The sequence below is a fragment of the Streptomyces sp. NPDC045955 genome, from assembly GCF_056430805.1.
Genome location: NZ_JBWKKY010000014.1, coordinates 181,192 through 199,734 on the forward strand (window position 1 = coordinate 181,192; position 18,543 = coordinate 199,734).

An 18,543-nucleotide genomic window follows, 5' to 3' on the forward strand; every position below is an offset into this window, starting at 1 on the left:
ACCGTCCGCCGTCCTCATCCCCACCCGTCCGGTTGATCATTGCTCACCCTATCCGTGACGCTGGAGGGACGACACAGGCAGACGACACAGGCAGATCACACAAGTCAGCGGGAGGGTCCGACGGTGATCAGCATCCCGACCCACACGCTCACCGACGGTACGACGCTCCCCGCCCTGGGCCTGGGCACCTGGCCGCTCGGCGACGAGGCGCAGCAGGCGGTGCTGTCGGCCCGGTTCCGCGGCGACGGCAGTGGTGACGGGGAGGAAGCCTGGCTGCTGGTGAAGCGGGCCGGTGGCCGGGCCCGTACGCACGGGGCTCCCGATCCGCGCCGGGCGCGTTCGGCCGTGTCCGGGCGCACTCTCGCCCAGGTCGCCTCGGACGCGGCCGGGGAGTGACGGCGATGGCAGGCCGGGCCGGTAGCCTCGCCGGCCTGCGCGGCGGATGCTCGGCGCGCTCCGCCGGACCGGCCTGCGAGCCGCGCCGCTCGACCCGGTCGCGGGCGGCTGCGGTACGCGGGCGAGGCCGGCACGGGTTTCTCGGGACGACAAGAAGCCACGGGACGCTGTGCGGGAACGCCGTCGGGGCGCGCCGGCGCGTGGGCCGTCCCGTCAGAACAGTGGCGTGAGCGGCTGTTCGCACCAGATGGTCTTGCCCCGGGTGGTCTGCCGGCTGCCCCAGCGCTGGGTGAGCTGGGCGACCAGCAGCAGTCCGCGGCCGCCCTCGTCGTCCTGGTGGGCCCGCCGCAGGTGTGGGGAGGTCGAACTGCCGTCGGACACCTCACAGATGAGGGTCTGGTCGCGGATCAGCCGGAGCTGGATGGGCGCGGCGCCGTACCGGATGGCGTTGGTGACCAGTTCGCTGACGACGAGTTCGGTGACGAACGCCGTCTCGTCCAGCCCCCACGCGGTGAGCTGCTCGGTGGCGGCCTGGCGGGTGGCGGCCACCTGCGCGGGGTCGGGCGTCACGTCCCAGGTGGCGACCTGGTCCGCGCCCAGCGCGCGGGTGCGGGCCAGCAGCAGGGCCACGTCGTCGCCGGGCTCCTCCGGCAGTACGGCCTTCAGCACGGTGTCGCACAGGGCGTCGAGCGAGTCGGCGGGCACCGTCAGGGCACGGCACAGCTCGTCCGTGGTGTGGTCGACGTCCCGGTCGCGGCCCTCGATGAGCCCGTCGGTGTAGAGGGCGACGACGGAGCCCTCGGGCAGCTGGAGCTCCGTCGCCTCGAACGGCAGCCCCCCGACGCCCAGCGGGGGCCCCGCGCTCATGGGAATCAGCCGCGCGGACCCGTCGGGCAGGACCAGGGCGGGGGCGGGGTGCCCGGCGGCGGCCAGGTTCAGCCGGCGCGTGACGGGGTCGTAGACGGCGTAGAGGCAGGTCGCACCGAGTTCGGCGACCTCGTCGCCGACGTCGTCCGACGCGAGATGGGTGACCAGGTCGTCGAGGTGGGTGAGGAGTTCGTCCGGCGGCAGGTCCACGTCGGCGAGGGTGCGGACGGCCGTGACCAGCCGGCCCATGGTCGCCGTGGAGGGGATGCCGTGGCCCACGACGTCCCCGACGACGAGCGCGACCCGGCTGCCGGACAGCGGGATCACGTCGAACCAGTCGCCGCCGATGCCGGCCGCCGAGCCGGAGGGCAGATAGCGGTGGGCGACCTGGACGGCGGCCTGGCCGGGCAGTCCCTTCGGCAGCAGGCTGTGCTGGAGGGCCAGCGCCGTGGTGCGTTCGCGGGCGAAGCGGCGGGCGTTGTCGACGCAGACCGCGGCGCGGCTGGCGAGTTCCTCGGCGAACACCGCGTCGTCGGGGGCGTAGTCGTCCACCTGCCGGATGCGCACGGCGACCGCGACGCCGAGGGTGATGCCACGGGCCCGGAGCGGCACCGCCATCATCGAGTGGACGCCCTGGCGGTAGGGGCTGCCCTGCGGGGCGCGCGTGTTGCGCTCCGCGACCCAGCGCATGAAGGACGGCTCCCCCGCCTGGCTGACGATCGCCCGGCCCTCACGCATCGCCCGCGCGATGGGGGAGAACGCGGGGTAGGCGTCCACTTCTCCCAGATGGACCGCGGCTTCCGGGGTGCCCTCGGTGACGGAGCCGTGGGCGACGCGGCGCAGCACGATCTCGTCGGTGGGCACGGTCGGCGACTCCTCCGCGCCGAGGACCCAGTCGAACAGGTCCACGCTCGCGAAGTCGGCGAACCGGGGCACCACGACCCCGATCAGCTCCTCGGCCGTGCGCACCACGTCCAGGGTGGTGCCGATGGCCGCGGCGGCCTCGTTGAGCAGGGCCAGCCGCTGCCGCGCCCAGTACTGCTCGGTGCTGTCGAACGCGGCCAGAGCGGTGCCCAGGAGCCCGCCGGAGTGGTCGCGGAGCGGCCACATCTCGGTGACCCAGGCGTGCTCCCGGTTCAGGGCCGGGGCGCCCGTGTAGCTCTCGTAGCGGAGCGGGCGGCCGGTCTCGACGACATGGCGGAGGTGCCAGTTGAAGCCCCGGCTGTGCTCGGCCTCCTCGACGGTCTCCGGGAAGTGCCGCCCCAGCAGGGTCTCCTCGGGCACGCCCATCACCTGGCAGGCGGCGGCGTTGAGCCGCAGATAGCGCTGGTCGGTGTCGAACACGGACATCGACATGGACGCCTGCTGGAAGGCCCTTCCGGCCAGGGACGTCTCGGCGCCGCCGGGGGCTGCGGCGGTGATGACGTAGCCGTCCGGTGCCCCGTCCCGGCCGGTCACGGCGCAGGCCGTGATGCGCAGCCCGACCAGATAGCCGTCGTGGTGCCGCACCATGACGGTGCCCGATCGCGCGGACAGTGCCTCGGGCGGCACGTCCTCGGCGATCAGTTCCCGTATTGACCGGCCCACGGCCTGATCGGCGGGGTAGCCGGTCAGTCGCCGTGCACCCTCGCTCCACCCCGTTACGGTGCCGCGGGCGTCGATGATCGCGGCAGCGGAGGAGTCCTCCATATCGTCCAGGATTCTCCCTTTGCCGCCCTGTATCAACCGCGACGGAGCTTTCGTGACGGTGTCAGCTCCGGTGAGCCCGCAGGGCGGCCAGCGCCCGGTCGGCGTGCGCGTTCATGCGCAGTTCGCTGCGGACGACGTCGAGGACGGTGTGGTCCTGCCCTATGACGAACGTGGTGCGCTTGGTCGGGGCCAGGGAGAAGCCGCGTTTCACGCCGAACCGCTCGCGGACCGTGCCGTCGGCGTCGGACAGCAGGGGCATGCCGAGGCCGTGCTGTCCGGCGAACTCCTGCTGGCGCTCGACGGTGTCGCCGCTGATGCCGACGGGGCGTGCGCCGACGGCGGCGAACTCGGCGGCGAGATCGCGGAAGTGGCAGGCCTGTGCGGTGCAGCCGGGGGTCAGGGCGGCCGGGTAGAAGAAGAGCACGACCGGCCCCTCGGCGAGCAGCCCGGACAGGCTGCGGACGGTGCCGGTCTCGTCGGGCAGGGCGAAGTCCTCGACCGTGTCCCCGGTCTCCACGCGGGCGGTCATGACCGGCCCTGCGCGTTCCGTGCGACGCCGCGGGCCCAGAGCACGAGCGGCAGCTGGAGCGGCAGGCGCCCGAAGGCCGCCGCCTTCTGCGGCGCGGGGCGGTGGCGCCAGTCGGCCGCCATCTTCACGTTGGCGGGGAACACCCCGACGAAGAAGGCCGCCGTGGCCAGCGCGGCCGTCTTGCGGGTACGCGGCAGCACGAGTCCCGCGGCCAGCGCGAGCTCGGCGGCTCCGCTGGCGTAGGTCCAGGTCCTGGGCGCGCCCGGCAGGCCGCTCGGGATGGTCGCGTCGAACGGGCGTGGGGCGGCGAAGTGGGCGACCCCCGCGGCGGCCAGCAGGCCGGCGAGCAGCAGGGGCGAGCGTTCGGACCGGGACACGGTTCCTCCTCTGATGGCCTGCCGCGCGATATTACTGGACGGTAGAAAGGTCAGTTCGCCGGGTCCTGCCGACACCGTCGGTGGGCACCCGGGGTGCAGCCGAACGAGCGGCGGAAGACGTCGATGAAGGCACTGGCGGAGGACCAGCCGCAGCGGTGGGCCACGACCGTGACGGGCAGGCCGTCGGCCAGCATCCGCAGGGCGTGGTAGAGCCGTGACTGGGTGCGCCACTGCGGGAACGTCATGCCGAACTCGCTGCGGAAGAGCCGGCTGAGCGTGCGTTCCCCCACCCCGGTCGCGGCGCCGAGGGCGGCGAGGGTGCGCGCGTCGGCCGGGTCGGCGTGCACGAGCGCGCAGACGGCGGCCAGGCGCGGGTCGGCGGGCGTGGGCAGGCGCAGCGGCTGCTGCGGCGACAGGCGCAGCTGGTCGCGCAGGACGGCACGCAGGCGGTGCCGCTCGGGGCTGTCGTCGCCGGGGTCGCGGGTGTAGGCGAGGATCAGCTCGCGCAGCAGCGGGCTGACGGCGAGGACGGCCGGGTGGTCCAGGCCCAGCGGGTTGTCGTCGGCGGGCAGGCCGACCAGGTGCAGGTCGAGCCGGCCGTGGGCGCGGTGGGCGTACACGGTACCGGCCGGGACCCAGATGGCGCGGGTGCCGGGCGCGAACCAGGTGCCGGCACCGGTGGTGACGGCGACGACGCCGGAGCCGGCGTAGACGATCTGGTGGTCGTCGTGCCGGTGCGCGTCGATGCGGTCGCCCGCGGCCAGCCGCTGGGCGCGGGTCGGGGCCGTCGGGGTGTGGCGGATGTTCGGCACAGTCGGGCAGATTATCGGAAGCGGGCCAGGCGTCCCGGCGGCGACGATCTCCGGGTGACCGCTTCCCGCCGCAACCGGCCCGTCGCCCTGATGTCCCTGGGACACGCATGCGTGGACGTGTACCAGGGCGCCGTGGCCGCTCTCGTGCCGTACTTCGTCGCCGAGCGCGCCTACTCCTACGCCGCCGCCTCCGGTGTCGTGCTGGCCGCCTCCCTGCTCTCGTCGCTGGTGCAGCCGCTGTTCGGGGTGCTCACCGACCGGTGGGCGATGCCGTGGCTGCTGCCGGTCAGCGCGCTGACGGCCGGGGCGGGCGTCGCACTGAGCGGAGTGACCGGCTCCTACGCGTGGACCCTGGCGGTCGTCGCCGTGTCGGGGGCCGGGGTGGCCGCCTACCATCCGGAGGCCGCCCGGGTGGCGCGGGCCGTCGCGCACGGCCGGCACACGGCGATGGGCTGGTTCTCCTTCGGCGGCAACGCCGGTTTCACCCTGGCACCGCTGCTGGTCCTCGCCGTGATGGCGATCGGCGGACTGCGCGCCTCTCCCCTGCTGGCCGTACCGGCGGTGGCGGGGGCGGCGCTGTGCGCGGCGGCGGTGCGCGCGGCCGCCTCCGGCGCGGCCCAGGCGGGCGCTCCCGTCGGCGCGGGCCGGGACGACTGGCCGGCCTTCCTGCGACTGTCCGGGGCCGTGGTCTGCCGCTCGGTCGTGTTCGTCGGCCTGAGCGCCTTCGGCTCGCTGTACGTGCGGGAGCGGACCGGGGGCGGGGAGGTGGCCGGTACGGCGGCGCTGTTCGTGCTCTACGCCGGTGGTGCGATGGGCACGCTGGCCGGGGGGCGCCTGGCCGAGCGGTACGGGCGGCTGGCGGTGGTGCGCCGGTCGTACGCCCTGACGGTGCTCGCCGTGGCCGGTCTGGTCCTGGTGCCGGGGCCGATGGTGTACCTGTTCGTCGCGCTGGCGTCGGCGGGCCTGTATGTGCCGTTCTCGCTGCACATCACGCTGGGCCAGGACTGTCTGCCCCGGCGGGTGGGCACCGCGGGCGGGGTCACGCTCGGGCTGACGGTGAGCGTCGGCGGCCTCGCCGCACCCGCGCTCGGGGCGCTGGCCGACGCGGCGTCCCTGCGGACGGCGCTGCTGCCGCTCATCGCCCTGCCGGCGGTGGGCCGGCTGCTGCTGTGCCGGCTGCGCGAGCCCGCACCGCCGGGACCGGCGGTCGCCGAGCGGGCGGATCCGCGCGACCCGGCCGCACGGTGACCCGAGGGCGTCAGACCCGGCCCACCGGGGCGGACCGGTCCTCGGGCTCCTCGTCGACGACGTGGGCGAGGAAGTCGTCGACCATGCGGTGGAAGAGCGTGGCGAGCTGCCGCAGTTCCTCGGGGGACCAGTCGGACAGGGCCATCTGCATGCCGCGGACCCCGGCCTCACGGACCTTGGCGATGGCCTGCCGGCCGGTGTCGGTGAGCTCGATGCGCTGGGCGCGGCGGTCGTCGGGGTCGGGCACGCGGGTGACGTGGCCGGACTTCTGCAACTGCTGCACCGTGCGCGTGACGTGCGAGGCCTCCACTCCCAGCCGGGCGGCGAGCTCCCCCGGCCGCAGCGGCTCGGAGTCGGCGACCTGCCGCAGCAGCGCGACGGCGGCACGGTCGAGCGGCACGCCCGCCACGGCCATCAGCCGGTCGTGCCGGCGGGCGCGGGTGCTCAGGTACGTGATGCGGGTGAGCGCGCGCTCGATCTCGATCACTTCCGGGGAGGGGACGTCGGGGAGCGGTGGTGTGGCCATGCGGGCCACTTTACCATCTCGTTGCCTAACTCAAGTAATTCACGGTCTCGGACACCCTGCAGGGTTCGGCGTCGGCGCGGCGGAAGTCGCCCCACGCGGATCGGCCGATCTGCTCCTTGCCGGGGAGCGAGTCACCCACGGTCAGGACGAGGGCCGGCGGGCGGTGCACGGGTGCGGCGGTGCGCCGCCGAGGCCGGCGCCCACCTCGACGCCGTTCAGGGGAAAGACCCGGCAAACGCGCGTGACCGGGCGCGGGGACGTCCACAACTCACCCGTGGACCTGCCCCTGATCCCGCCCATGCTCGCCACGCCCGGCACCCTGCCGCCCGCCGCGCAGGACGCGCGCTGGGCCTATGAGACCAAGCAGGACGGCCAGCGGGTGGTGGTCTATCTCCCCGGGGACGGCAGCGTGCTGCTGCGCGCCCGCTCCGGGGAGGACATCACGGCCGCGTATCCCGAACTGCGGCCCCTGGGCACAACCTTGGGCCCCGTACCGGCCGTGCTGGACGGGGAGATCCTGGCCCTGGACGAACAGGGCCGGGCGAGTTTCCAGTTGCTGCAGTCCCGTATGGGCCTGGCGCACGCGCCCGCGAGGGCGGCCCGGCGGGCAGTGGAGGTGCCGGTCCATCTCGTGCTGTTCGACCTGATGCATCTGCAGGACCACTCGCTGATCAGGCTGCCCTACGCACGCCGCCGCGCGGCGCTGGAGGACCTCGGCCTCGCCGGACCCTCCTGGTCGACCCCGGCCGCGATCGTCGGCCACGGCGCCGAGGCCCTGGCCGCCACACGCGAGCACGGCATGGAGGGCCTGGTCTGCAAGCGGCTGGACTCGGTGTACGAACCGGGGGTGCGCTCCCGGGCCTGGATCAAGATCCGCAACATGCGCACCGAGGACGTCCTGGTCGGCGGCTGGCAGCCCGGTAAGGGACGGCTCACCGGTCTGCCCGGCGCGGTGCTGGTCGGGCAGCGGGCCGCGGGGCGGTTGCGCTACGTCGGGAGTGTGGGCACGGGCTGGAGCGAGGCCGAACGGACGGAACTCGCCGGGCTGCTGCGGGCCGCCGCGACCGACACCTGCCCCTTCGACCCCGCCCCGCGCGCCCCGGGCGCGCACTGGGTCGTGCCCCGGCTGGTCGGCGAGGTCCGCTACAGCACCCGCACCCGGGAGGGCCTGCTGCGGCAGCCGTCCTGGCTCCGGCTCCGGCCGGATCTCGCGCCCGAGGAGGCCGCGGCCGACATCCCGGACGACATGGCCTGAAACGGGGCCGCGACTCTGGCTGTTGGGTTGCGATTCACCTCCGAGATCACACCTCCCTCTTGGCATGGACGCGTTCAGCCTGGAAGCTGAACCTCCCTTTCCCCCACAGCCGTTGGGCTGCGCCCAAGAGGAGGACGCAGTGTCGTCACGCCCGTTCGCCCCCCGCAGGAGATGGCTCACCGGACTGGCCGGCGCCGCCGCCCTCGTCCTCGCCTTCCCCGCCACGGCCTTCGCCGCCCCTCCGCGGGCGCTGCCGGCCAACGCCGAGTCGCTGGAGAAGACGTTCCAGCCCGCCTACGACTATGACACCGACGGCTGCTACTCCACGCCCGCCATCGGCGCGGACGGCACCGTCAACGGCGGGCTCAACCCGACCGGCGCCCTCAACGGCGACTGCCGCGACGCCTCGGACCTGGACAACACCAACGGCTACGCGCGCTCCAAGTGCAACAACGGCTGGTGCGCGATCCTGTACGCCCTCTACTTCGAGAAGGACCAGGCCGTGGCGGGCAGCGGCATCGGCGGCCACCGGCACGACTTCGAGCACGTCGCGGTGTTCGTGCAGGACAACCAGGTCAAGTACGTCTCTACGTCCGCGCACGGTTCGTTCAGCGTGCACGCGTCGTCGCAGGTCCGCTTCGACGGCACGCACCCGAAGATCGTCTACCACAAGGACGGCGTGAGCACCCACTGCTTCCGTCTCGCGAACGCGAACGACGAGCCGCCGGAGAACCACAAGGGCACCTGGCAGTACCCGCCGCTGGTCGGCTGGAACGGCTACCCCGCCGGGGTGCGCGACAAGCTCACGTCCTACGACTTCGGCAGCGCCAACTTCGGCCTGAAGGACGGCAACTTCGCGAACCACCTCGCGTCGGCCAAGCCCTCCGGCATCGCGTTCGATCCCTACGCCTGATCCGGGCTCGCTCGTGCCGGGGGCTTAGGTCCCCGGCAGGGTCCGGCTTCCGCCCCGCGTCCGATCCGCCGGCGCGGGGCGGCCGCATAGCGTCCCGTTCATGGACGCACACGACACGACAGGGACACTCGAAGAAGCCCTCGAACGGCTCCACGCCTCGGGGCCGGAGCGGCTCGGCCGGCTCACCAACCACGCCCCCATGGTCGTGGAGGCGCTGGCCGCGCACGGGCAGGCGGGCGCCGTGCACCGCTGGCTGGATCTGTACCGGCCCAAGCTGGAGGACTTCCCCACGCCCGTGGCACCCGTGACCGACGCCAACTGGCGCGAGGCGCTGGGGGATCCGCGCCGGGCCGCCGACTGGATCGGGTATTTCGGCCACGCGCTGGCGCAACAGCCGTGGCGGGACGTCCTCGCGGCCTGGTGGCCACGGTTGCTGCCCGGGCTGTACGGCGGTTCCACGCATCCGGTGATCCGCGTCGGCCACGCCGTACGGGCTCTTCAAGCCGGCGAGAACGCGCCGCGACTGGCCGAACTCGCCCACGGCCTGGGCTACTGGGCGGCCCGGCACCGTCCCGTGTCCGGCATCGCCGTACTGCCCGCCGCGCCGGATGCGGCGCGGTCCCTGGACGCCGTGCCGCCGATCGCCGGCCCCCGGGGCGGATTTCCCGACCGGCTGGCGGCCGTACGGCGGCTGCCGCTGTGGGCGGGCGACGTGACCGACCCGGACACGGCACGGGCACGACTGACCGAGCTGGTCCGGGCCGCGACCCACCGGTACGCCACCCACGGCCACGGGGAGGAGACCATGCTGGTGCACGCGGCGACGGCGCCCAACGCCGTGCTGCGCACCCTCGGTTCCCTGCCGCGCGAGCTGTGGGCACCGAGCCTGCACGCGGCGTGGACCGCGTCCGCGGCGGTCACCGCCATGTACGCCCACGCCGAGCCCCTCACCCACGTCCCCGCGCCCGGCCACACCGCCGAGGAGGTGCTGGAGCGGGCCCTCGCCCACGGCGACGAACACGTCATCAAGCTCACCGACACCGCCCTCGACGTGGGTGACGAGCGGGCCCTGGCCGCGGCCCTGCGCGCGGTCGAGATCAGCGAGCCCCTCGTCCCGAACTGACGTACGCCGAAGGGCGGTCGGGGGAGGTACGGCACGGACGTACCCCCGGGAGGGTCTATCGTGTCGTCATGTCCGTCCCCGAACTGATCCGCATCGTCTCCCGCGACTCCCCCATGGCGCTCGCCCAGGTGGAGCGAGTCCGGGCCGAGCTGGCCGCCGCCCATCCCGGAGTGCGTACCGAGGTCGTACCGGTGAAGACCACCGGCGACAAGTGGATGGGTGATCTGTCCAAGGTCGAGGGCAAGGGCGCGTTCACCAAGGAGGTCGACGCGGCGCTGCTGGCCGGTGAGGCCGATCTCGCCGTGCACTGCGTGAAGGACGTGCCCGCCGACCGGCCGCTCCCGGCGGGGACGGTGTTCGCCGCGTTCCTCAAGCGGGACGACGTCCGGGACGCCTTGATCCACCCGGGAGGCCTCACCCTGGACGAGCTGCCGGCCGGGACGCGGATCGGCACCTCGTCGGTGCGCCGGGTCGCCCAACTGGCCGCCACGCACCCGCATCTGGAGTGCGTGCCGTTCCGGGGCAACGCCAACCGGCGCCTGGCGAAGCTGGCCGCCGGAGAGGCCGACGCGCTGCTTCTCGCGGTCTCCGGCCTGGAGCGCATCGGCCGGCAGGACGTGATCAGCGAGATCCTCTCCACCGAGACGATGATGCCGCCCATCGGGGCGGGCGTGCTGGCGCTCCAGTGCCGGGAGGACGACGCCGATCTGATCGACGCGGTGAGCGGTCTCGGCGACCCGGACACCCACCGGGAGACCACCGCCGAGCGCATGTTCCTGCATGTGCTCCAGGGGCACTGCAACAGCCCGATCGCCGGGTTCGCGCAGGTGGACCGCAGCGGCGAACTGTCCCTGCGGGCCTGTGTGTTCACACCGGACGGCAAGACCCGGCTGAACGCCCACGAGTGGGCGGGCCGGCTCGACCCGGCCACGCTCGGCACCTCGGTCGCCGTGGCCCTGCTGCGCCAGGGTGCCCGCGAGATCATCGACGGCATCCCGCACTGACCGGCGGGACGCCGTGACGCCGGATCAGGCGGTGCCTTCCCCCGCCTGATCCTGGAGGAAGACGCTCACCTGGTGCGCCAGGCTGTCGCGCAGCGCGCCCTGCTGGGCCCCGGCGGGCCCCTCGTGCGCGCCGATGCCGCCCGACCACAGCCGGCGGTCGGCCCACTCCTCCTCGACGCGCAGCTGGACCTGGACGTCCACGAGGCTCAGGGACGCCTCGGCGCCGGCCGCGTACAGCACGGCGGTGACCCGGCGCAGCGGGTAGACGTCGAAGCCCTCGATGAACTGCGAGTTGCGCCAGTCGAGGAAGGCACTCTCGCCGTCCGGGCCGATCCGCACGTCGATCTGGCCGTCCTCGAGATGGATGCCGAGGTGCCGGCTGCCGCGGTTCTCGACGGTCACGCGGAGGCTGAAATACGTCAGCCCCTCCGCGGCGTCGTCACGGCCGCGGGGCGGCTCGGCCAGTTCCAGACGGTGGACGCGGACGCGCAGACCGGCATGCTCGTCGTACTCCTGCCAGTCCCCGACCACGTTCGGCTCGTACACGCTGCACCTCTCGACCTCTGGAAGCTGCTTCCTATCTGTGGTCTCAGCGCACTGTCAAATGAGCAGAATGCGCTGTGGCCTGGCAGTTCATCCTTTTTGATCGGTGATCAAGCCGTGCCCAGCGGTTATCCGGAACCAAGGGGAGAAAGCGCTTGCGGCGGCGTGCCGCACATCACTTGCCCGGGTGAAGATCAACGGGCCAGACGGCCCAGCAGCGCCGAGGCGGCGGTGACGCCGACAGCGGCGGCCACGAGCAGCACCGCGAAGTCGGAGGCCAGGTGGGGGGGGACCGGCCAGCTTGCGCAGGGCCGGGATCGCGGCGTGCGGCGCCTGACGGTCCGCCTCGTCCAGCCGCGACACATGACGTCGTACGAGGTCGGCGCGGCGGCGGCGCCCCTGGCGCAGTCGTGTCCCGCCGGCGGGCGTGGGCAGCCGCCGGGCGGCCCGCCGGGCGGCGGGGTCGGTCTCGCGGACCGGACAGCCCGCCCGCACCGACTGGTTGACCAGGGTCGACACCGAGTTGGCCGCCAAACCGAGGTCCTCGGCCGCGTCACGGCCATGTGCAGCAGCTCCACCTCGGCGCCGCGCAGCCGAGGGTCGGGCATCTCGCGACGCCGGCGCCGCCGCATCAGCCGCTGGACCCCGACGAGCGCGTCGGCCGGCTCTTCGGGGAGGGTCTCCGGCTCCATGCGGCCGAGATCAGCTCTGCGACAGAGGTAATCCACCCAGGGCGAGATCAAGACACGCACCCGAAACAGCGGCGGCTCCCGAGAAAGCCCATGTCCATGAATGGGCGTATTGTCGGAATTGTTTCGTGGTCTCCCTGCCCGGGAATGGGCGATGAAGTGCTTCGGACCGGAGGCACATTCCGTGGGGAGCCGCCCGGGCCCCCGGTGCCCTCCGTGCGGTCCTCCCGTGCTTCCCACGGTGTCTGTCCTTTCGGCACCTGCTCAGGGAGGTGCGCACCATGCGTATCGCCGGCAGCACCAGAACGCACCCCCACGACGACGCTCCCGACACCGCCGCGGCGTTCGATCGTCTCGTGCGGCTGCCCGAGGGGCCCGAGCGCAAGGCCCTGCGCGACGAGCTGGTCGAGGCCTGGCTGCCCATGGCCGAGCGGATCGCCGTCCGCTTCCGGGGCCGGGGCGAGGCCCTGGAGGACCTCTACCAGGTGGCCGCCCTCGGTCTCGTCAAGGCCGTCGACCACTACGACCCGGCGCGCGGCCACGCCTTCGAGGCCTACGCCGTGCCGACGGTCACCGGCGAGATCAAGCGCCACTTCCGCGACCACATGTGGACGCTGCACGTCCCCCGCCGGGTCCAGGACCTGCGCAACCGTGTGCGGCACGCCGCCAAGGAGCTGTCCCAGACCACCCCCGGCCGCTCCCCCACGGTCGCCGAGATCGCCGAGTACACCCACCTCACCGAGAGCGAGGTGCGCACCGGCATGGAGGCGCTGGAGTGCTTCTCCGCGCTGTCGCTGGAGGCGGAGATGCCCGGCACGGACGGCTACGCCCTCGGCGACGCGATCGGCGGGCCGGACCCGGCCTTCGACACGGTCGTCAACCGCGTGGCCGTCAAGCCCTGCCTGGAGGCGCTGCCGGAACGCGAGCGGATCATCCTGTACCTGCGGTTCTTCAAGGGCATGACGCAGAGCCGCATCGCGGAGCAGCTCGGCATCTCGCAGATGCACGTCTCCCGGCTGCTCAGCAGTTGCTTCGCACATCTGCGCGAGGAGCTGCTGACCGAGGCCAGGTGACCGCCGGACGTCACCCCGGTGCCGCCGGGCAGTGTCACTGCTCCGGCGGCGCTTCGGGGATCTGGGTCGGTCCGGCGCGGTCGAGGGCGTCCTCCAGCTCGGCCCGTATCTCCCGGGGCATCACACCGGTGCGCCCCCAGACGAGGATCAGTTCCGCGACGTTGCGCAGTTTGATGTTGGTGTGCTGGGAGACCTCCTTCAGCACGGCCCAGCCCTGGTCGGGCGAGATCCGGCCGAGCACGACGACCATCCCGATCGCCTGGTCCACGACCGCGTGGGAGACGACCGCCTCCTTCAGTTGCCGGACTTCTTCCTGCAACGCGAAGATCCGCTCCGAGCCCCCGTCCGTGGGCATGGTCACCTCCGGGTCCGGTGCGCCGCTGTCCCCATGGCCTCGTGGGGTGCTTGAGTGCCTTGACGCAGTGTCCGACGCCTCCATCGTCGTCACTCGGCCCGCCCGGTGCCACCGGGGCGGTCCGGGCCGGTCCGCCACACCGTTTTGCTGCCGTCGCCGGGGTACTCGGCAGGCGCCCACGGGGGTTCCGGTTGGACACTGGTGTCATTCCTCCGGTGGCTGCCAGGCCGAAGAGATCAGGACGCGACTGCCATGAACCACGACATGCCCACCCCCTCCGGCACCAAGGACGTCGTCTCATCACACTCCGTATTCGGCGCGCCCTGCTGGGTGAGTCTGACCAGCAGGGACGTCAAGGCGACCGAGGAGTTCTACGGGGCCGTGCTGGGCTGGCAATGGCGGCCGGCCAAACTCGGCGACCGCTTCCGGATCGCGTTGGCGGACGGCTCGCCGGTGGCCGGGATCGCGGGGGTGGCCACCATGTGGCAGATGGCGGTCGCGTGGACGCCGTACTTCGCCGTGCGGAGCGCGGACGACGCGGTGGCGCGGGTGCAGGAACGCATGGGCACGGTCGCGGTCGGGCCGATCTCGCTGCCGCCGGGGCGGGCGGCGCTGCTGGCCGACCGGGACGGGGCCACCTTCGGGATCTGGGAGGGTGACCTGTTCACCGACTGGGAGACCTGGCGCAACGCGCAGCCGGCCTTCATCACGCTGCACACGCGGGACGCCTTCGACGCCGCCATCTTCTACGGCGAGGTCCTCGACTGGGCGTCGGAGAGCCCCGGCTGCTGCGAGGTCCACTACGAGGGCGGGGAGGTCGTGCTGCGCAGCCGCGGTGACGTGGTGGCGCGGATCGAGTCGGGGGCGCTGGAGGCGGCCCCCGACCCGACGATCCGGCCGCACTGGCAGGTCCACTTCAGCGTCGACGACGTGGAGGCCTGCACCCGGGCCGCGGAACTGCACGGTGGCAGCGTGCTGTCCAAGGGCAGCGACGAGGCCGTGCTGCGCGACCACGACGGCGCGCAGTTCACGGTGACGGCGAGCCGGGGCCGCTCGTAAGTCATCCGGCCTTGGTGCGGGAGGGCCGCGACAGCAGCACCAGGCTGCGTGCGTCGACCGTCAGCACCGTGCCCGCCTTGTGCTCCGCCTCGTCGGGGGAGCCCTCCGGGGCGGCGGTGTCGATCAGGGCCGTCCAGCGTTCGCCGTAGGCGGCGTCCGGGAGGCGGAAGTCGACCGGCTCCCAGTGACTGTTGAACAGCAGGAGGAACGAGTCGTCGACGACGGGGCGGCCGCGCGGGTCGGGTTCGGCGATGGCGTCGCCGTTGAGGAAGACCCCGACGGAGTGCGCGTCGCCGCGCTGCCAGTCGTCGTCGGTCATCTCCTGGGCGTCCGGCGCCAGCCACACCAGGTCGGGCAGCGGCTGGTCCGCGCGGGTCATGGTCTCGCCGAGGAAGAAGCGGCGCCGGCGCAGCACGGGGTGCCCGGTGCGCAGCCGGATGACGTACCGGGTGAACTCCAGCAGGTCGCGCTGCTCCTCGGTGAGCCGCCAGTCGATCCAGGAGATCTCGTTGTCCTGGCAGTAGGCGTTGTTGTTGCCCCGCTGGGTGCGCCCGAGCTCGTCGCCGTGGCAGAGCATCGGGATGCCCTGGGAGAGCAGCAGCGTGACGAGGAAGTTGCGCTGCTGGCGGGCGCGCAGCTGCAGGACGGCCGGGTCGCGGGTGGCGCCTTCGGCGCCGCAGTTCCAGGACCGGTTGGTGCTCTCGCCGTCCTGGTTGTCCTCGCCGTTGTCCTCGTTGTGCTTGTCGTTGTAGGAGACGAGGTCCCGCAGGGTGAACCCGTCGTGCGCGGTCACGAAGTTGACGCTGGCGCGGGGCCGGCGACGGCTGTGCTGGTACAGGTCGGAGGAACCGGTCAGCCGGGAGGCGAACTCGCCGAGCGTGTGGTCCTCACCGCGCCAGAAGTCGCGCACCGCGTCGCGGTACATGCCGTTCCACTCCGACCACAGCGGCGGGAAGTTGCCCACCTGGTAGCCGCCCTCGCCGACGTCCCACGGCTCCGCGATCAGCTTGACGCGGCTGATCACCGGGTCCTGCTGGATCAGGTCGAAGAACGCCGACAGCCGGTCCACCTCGTGGAACTGCCGGGCCAGGGTGGCCGCGAGGTCGAAGCGGAAGCCGTCGACATGCATCTCGGTGACCCAGTACCGCAGGGAGTCCATGATCAGCTGGAGCACGTAGGGGTGGCGCATCAGCAGGCTGTTGCCGGTGCCGGTGGTGTCGTAGTAGTGCTCCCAGTCACCGTCGACCAGGCGGTAGTACGAGGAGTTGTCGATGCCGCGGAAGGACAGGGTGGGGCCCTTCTCGTTGCCCTCGGCGGTGTGGTTGTAGACCACGTCGAGGATCACCTCGAGCCCGGCCGCGTGCAGGGCCTTCACCATCGACTTGAACTCGGCGACCTGCTGGCCGCGGGTGCCGTGGGCGGCGTAGCCGTTGTGCGGCGCGAAGAAGCCGATCGTGTTGTAGCCCCAGTAGTTGGCCAGGCCGCGGTCGTGCAGCACGCCGTCGTGGACGAACTGGTGCACCGGCATCAGCTCCACCGCCGTGACGCCGAGCGAGGTGAGGTGCTCGACGGCCGCGGGGTGGGCGAGCCCGGCGTAGGTGCCACGCAGCTCTGCGGGCACCTCGGGGTGGGTGCGGGTCAGGCCCTTGACGTGCGCCTCGTAGATCACCGTGTCGGCGTACGGCCGGCAGGGCCGGGTGTCGTCGCCCCAGTCGAAGGCCGGGTCGGTCACCACACCGAGCATGGTGTGTCCGGCGCTGTCGGCGGGGTCGGGGCCGTCCGGGTTCCGCTCGTAGAGCGAGGGGTGGTTGTCGATCTGCCCGTCGACCGCGCGTGCGTAGGGGTCGAGGAGCAGCTTCGCCGGGTTGCAGCGGTGGCCGGCGGCCGGGGCCCAGGGCCCGTGCACGCGGTAGCCGTAGCGCTGGCCGGGTCCGACACCGGGGAGGTAGCCGTGCCAGACGAAGCCGTCGACCTCGGTCAGCGGCACCCGGGTGTGGGTGCCGTCGTCGTCGACGAGGACCAGCTCGACGCGTTCGGCCACCTCGCTGAAGAGCGCGAAGTTGGTGCCCTCCCCGTCGTACTCCGCGCCCAGCGGGTAGGGGCGCCCGCTCCACGCGGACACCCCTTTCCGGGTCTGCCGCCGGGTCACCGGGCGTCCTCCAGGGCCTCGTCCCGGGTACTGGCCGGGCCGGCCAGCTGCGCGATGCGCACCTCGCGGGGCACGTCCAGGCCCTCGCTGAGGTGCGGGGCGGGCGCGGTCGGCACCAGCGGGACGCGTTCGCCGGCCCGGGCGCGCTGCGAGAACCAGATGACCTTGCTGCCGGTCTCGGTGGCGCAGCACCCCCAGCCGTCGCTCATCGCCGCGAGGTGCTCCAGGCAGCCCCGCAGCTCCTGGTCCGGGCGCAGGGCGCGGTCGTTGTCCCCGATGGCGGTGATCAGGTGCTGGCCGTTCCACCACATCTCGATCGACGTGTTCTTGTCGGTGGCGTGCTCGTCGATGGCCTTGAGCAGCATCTCGGCACCGCCGCAGACGGGCTGGATCAGGTTGTCCAGGTCCCAGAACCTCAGGTGAGCGGCCAGAATGCGGCTGACCTGTCCCACCCGTTCCGGGCTGACTTCCACGTCGAGGTGGTAGTAGCAGGGCACTGCGGTCTTCATCGGTCGGCTCCTCACCGCGAAGCTCAGCTCCTCCTCGCTCCCGCGGTCCTGCGGGACGAGCCCCGTACACGGAGCGTGAGCACGTATCGCTTCTGAGTCACCATCAGCCTGAGGGTGCTAGCCCGTTCGTGCAACACGAGCGCACAGTTGAGGCACTGGGGCGCCCAAGTGAGCAAGCCTTGAGGCCTGGGGCCGCTCGACTGAGCCGCCATTGGTTGAGGATCCAACAAGACGCTGCGTCGTCACCCGTGCACCATGTGTGAAGAACTCGATCGCCGTTACGGGTCCGTGCCGCTGTGTACGGCCGCCGTCCGACCGTCGGGAGACCGTGTCCCTCGAAGCCCGAAAGGTGATCGGCGCCATGCTGCTACCCGCCAAAGCCGAAGTCGCCCGGCAGTTGCGGCGTTACCGGGCCTGGGAACGCGTGATGCTCGCGGCACCGAACGACCGCACGGTGCGGACCACGTTCGAGGACTCCGGCTACACGCTCTGTGTGCTGATGGGCAAGCGCTGCGCGCGGGAGGCGGCGGACGCGGCCGAGCGGTATCTGCGCGCGAACCCGGTCGCCTCGGTGCAGGAACAGAACCAGGTCGCCTGTGCGCAGGAACCGCAGGTGGCCTATGCGCAGGAACCGCAGACCGCCTGCGCGTATGAACCGCAGGTCGTGGCCTATGCGCAGGAACCGCAGGTCACCTGTCTTCAGGAACAGAACGAACGGCCCCGTCCGGCCACCGCGGTCCGGCGAAGACCGCCGGCGGCGGAGCGGCGCTCCCCCGCGGGACGGTAGCCGCCTTCCCGCAGATCTTGTCCCCTGAACCGGGCCCGTGGCCCGGCTTTCGAGCACGGTGGAGGTGAGGACCATGAGTAGGACCCGGGCCATCGGCCGTATCCCGGTACGGGACGTCCGGCCGGCCGTGGAGAGCGGCAACCGGCCGGCCAAGGCGGTCGTGGGAGAGACGTTCGAGGTCACCGCCACCGTGTTCCGGGAGGGGCACGACGCGGTCGCCGCCAATGTCGTCCTGAAGGACCCGGAGGGCCGCCCCGGCCCGTGGACGCCGATGCGTGAGCTGGCCCCGGGCAGCGACCGCTGGGGCGCCGAGGTCACCGCGGACGCCGTCGGCCGCTGGACGTACCGGGTGGAGGCCTGGAGCGACCCGGTGGCCACCTGGCGCCACACGGCGGGCATAAAGGTGCCGGCCGGCATCGACCCCGGTCTGGTCCTCGAAGAGGGCGCCGATCTGTACGAGCGGGCGGCGGCCGGCGTTCCCAGGGAAGCCGGCCGCGGTGTGCTGCTCGACGCCGCGGAGGCGCTGCGCGACGACTCGCTGCCCCCGGCGGCGCGGTTGGCGGCGGCGCTGACGCCGGAGGTGGACGAGGTCCTGGCCCGCCATCCGCTGCGGGACCTGGTCACCACCTCCGAGCCACTG

17 protein-coding genes and 3 pseudogenes are annotated in these 18,543 nt (G+C 72.7%); 10 read left to right on the forward strand and 10 right to left on the reverse strand.

All coding sequences use genetic code 11. The features are described 5' to 3' along the window. Nucleotides 1-231: 231 nt before the first annotated feature. A pseudogene (locus tag AC07F0_RS27745) lies at nucleotides 232-396 on the forward strand (DNA polymerase ligase N-terminal domain-containing protein); the annotation flags it as partial. Between the two features lie 213 nt (nucleotides 397-609). On the opposite strand, the gene AC07F0_RS27750 reads toward AC07F0_RS27745, so the two are convergent. The 4 genes from AC07F0_RS27750 to AC07F0_RS27765 form a co-directional block, all read right to left on the reverse strand. Beyond that, nucleotides 610-2,952, reverse strand: coding sequence for a SpoIIE family protein phosphatase (locus tag AC07F0_RS27750; protein WP_478982807.1), 2,343 nt, complete (start codon nucleotides 2,950-2,952; stop codon nucleotides 610-612). 61 nt (nucleotides 2,953-3,013) lie between these two features. Beyond that, a complete protein-coding gene (locus AC07F0_RS27755; RefSeq protein WP_478982808.1) occupies nucleotides 3,014-3,481 on the reverse strand; it encodes a peroxiredoxin in 468 nt (155 codons plus the stop codon). Continuing rightward, nucleotides 3,478-3,858: a DoxX family protein gene (locus tag AC07F0_RS27760; protein ID WP_478982809.1), complete on the reverse strand. Its 381-nt coding sequence runs from the start codon at nucleotides 3,856-3,858 to the stop codon at nucleotides 3,478-3,480. The genes AC07F0_RS27755 and AC07F0_RS27760 overlap by 4 nt, the downstream gene beginning before the upstream one ends. A gap of 50 nt (nucleotides 3,859-3,908) precedes the next feature. Further along, nucleotides 3,909-4,670: an AraC family transcriptional regulator gene (locus AC07F0_RS27765; RefSeq protein ID WP_478982810.1), complete on the reverse strand. Its 762-nt coding sequence runs from the start codon at nucleotides 4,668-4,670 to the stop codon at nucleotides 3,909-3,911. A 90-nt stretch (nucleotides 4,671-4,760) separates the two neighbouring features. On the opposite strand from AC07F0_RS27765, the gene AC07F0_RS27770 reads away from it, so the two are divergent. Next, the gene (locus tag AC07F0_RS27770) at nucleotides 4,761-5,918 is read left to right on the forward strand and encodes an MFS transporter (RefSeq protein WP_478982835.1); all 1,158 of its coding nucleotides are present in this window, start codon (nucleotides 4,761-4,763) and stop codon (nucleotides 5,916-5,918) included. A gap of 10 nt (nucleotides 5,919-5,928) precedes the next feature. Here the strand turns inward: AC07F0_RS27770 and AC07F0_RS27775 are convergent, their stop codons facing one another. Then, on the reverse strand, nucleotides 5,929-6,444 hold the full coding sequence (locus AC07F0_RS27775; protein WP_478982811.1) for a MarR family winged helix-turn-helix transcriptional regulator: 516 nt from the start codon (nucleotides 6,442-6,444) through the stop codon (nucleotides 5,929-5,931). A gap of 274 nt (nucleotides 6,445-6,718) precedes the next feature. Here AC07F0_RS27775 and ligD point away from each other — a divergent pair, with 274 nt between their 5' ends. The 4 genes from ligD to hemC all read left to right on the forward strand — a co-directional run bounded on the left by ligD (nucleotide 6,719) and on the right by hemC (nucleotide 10,739). Then, complete coding sequence (gene ligD, locus AC07F0_RS27780; protein ID WP_478982812.1) at nucleotides 6,719-7,699, forward strand: non-homologous end-joining DNA ligase; 981 nt, start codon at nucleotides 6,719-6,721, stop codon at nucleotides 7,697-7,699. 139 nt (nucleotides 7,700-7,838) lie between these two features. Then, nucleotides 7,839-8,612: an NPP1 family protein gene (locus tag AC07F0_RS27785; protein ID WP_478982813.1), complete on the forward strand. Its 774-nt coding sequence runs from the start codon at nucleotides 7,839-7,841 to the stop codon at nucleotides 8,610-8,612. Between the two features lie 100 nt (nucleotides 8,613-8,712). Further along, nucleotides 8,713-9,735, forward strand: a complete 1,023-nt coding sequence (locus AC07F0_RS27790; RefSeq protein WP_478982814.1) for a questin oxidase family protein — start codon at nucleotides 8,713-8,715, stop codon at nucleotides 9,733-9,735. A gap of 68 nt (nucleotides 9,736-9,803) precedes the next feature. Continuing rightward, nucleotides 9,804-10,739, forward strand: coding sequence for a hydroxymethylbilane synthase (hemC, locus tag AC07F0_RS27795; protein ID WP_086855084.1), 936 nt, complete (start codon nucleotides 9,804-9,806; stop codon nucleotides 10,737-10,739). A gap of 24 nt (nucleotides 10,740-10,763) precedes the next feature. On the opposite strand, the gene AC07F0_RS27800 is transcribed toward hemC, so the two are convergent. Together AC07F0_RS27800 and AC07F0_RS27805 are read right to left on the reverse strand one after the other, a co-directional pair. After that, nucleotides 10,764-11,285 carry a hypothetical protein gene (locus tag AC07F0_RS27800; protein ID WP_478982815.1) on the reverse strand — a complete coding sequence of 174 codons (522 nt, stop codon included), beginning with the start codon at nucleotides 11,283-11,285 and terminating at the stop codon, nucleotides 10,764-10,766. Between the two features lie 291 nt (nucleotides 11,286-11,576). Beyond that, nucleotides 11,577-11,974 (reverse strand): annotated as a pseudogene (locus AC07F0_RS27805) (MarR family transcriptional regulator); the annotation flags it as partial. A 278-nt stretch (nucleotides 11,975-12,252) separates the two neighbouring features. Between AC07F0_RS27805 and AC07F0_RS27810 the strand changes: the two are divergent. After that, nucleotides 12,253-13,044, forward strand: coding sequence for an RNA polymerase sigma factor SigF (locus AC07F0_RS27810; protein ID WP_478982816.1), 792 nt, complete (start codon nucleotides 12,253-12,255; stop codon nucleotides 13,042-13,044). 34 nt (nucleotides 13,045-13,078) lie between these two features. Here the strand turns inward: AC07F0_RS27810 and AC07F0_RS27815 are convergent, their stop codons facing one another. Further along, nucleotides 13,079-13,399, reverse strand: coding sequence for an ANTAR domain-containing protein (locus AC07F0_RS27815; protein WP_478982817.1), 321 nt, complete (start codon nucleotides 13,397-13,399; stop codon nucleotides 13,079-13,081). Nucleotides 13,400-13,651: 252 nt separating this feature from the next. On the opposite strand from AC07F0_RS27815, the gene AC07F0_RS27820 reads away from it, so the two are divergent. Beyond that, the gene (locus tag AC07F0_RS27820; RefSeq protein WP_478982818.1) at nucleotides 13,652-14,458 is read left to right on the forward strand and encodes a VOC family protein; all 807 of its coding nucleotides are present in this window, start codon (nucleotides 13,652-13,654) and stop codon (nucleotides 14,456-14,458) included. 1 nt (nucleotide 14,459) lies between these two features. On the opposite strand, the gene glgX is transcribed toward AC07F0_RS27820, so the two are convergent. Together glgX and AC07F0_RS27830 are read right to left on the reverse strand one after the other, a co-directional pair. Continuing rightward, complete coding sequence (glgX, locus tag AC07F0_RS27825) at nucleotides 14,460-16,607, reverse strand: glycogen debranching protein GlgX (protein ID WP_478982820.1); 2,148 nt, start codon at nucleotides 16,605-16,607, stop codon at nucleotides 14,460-14,462. Next, nucleotides 16,604-17,116 (reverse strand): pep a2, encoded by a 513-nt coding sequence (locus AC07F0_RS27830; protein ID WP_478982821.1) that lies wholly within the window; start codon nucleotides 17,114-17,116, stop codon nucleotides 16,604-16,606. Before AC07F0_RS27830 ends, glgX begins: the two co-directional genes overlap by 4 nt. A gap of 361 nt (nucleotides 17,117-17,477) precedes the next feature. On the opposite strand from AC07F0_RS27830, the pseudogene AC07F0_RS27835 reads away from it, so the two are divergent. Continuing rightward, nucleotides 17,478-17,675: pseudogene (locus AC07F0_RS27835) on the forward strand (DUF5133 domain-containing protein); the annotation flags it as partial. 301 nt (nucleotides 17,676-17,976) lie between these two features. After that, the coding region (locus AC07F0_RS27840; protein WP_467372427.1) for a maltotransferase domain-containing protein at nucleotides 17,977-18,543 on the forward strand (567 nt) is incomplete at its 3' end.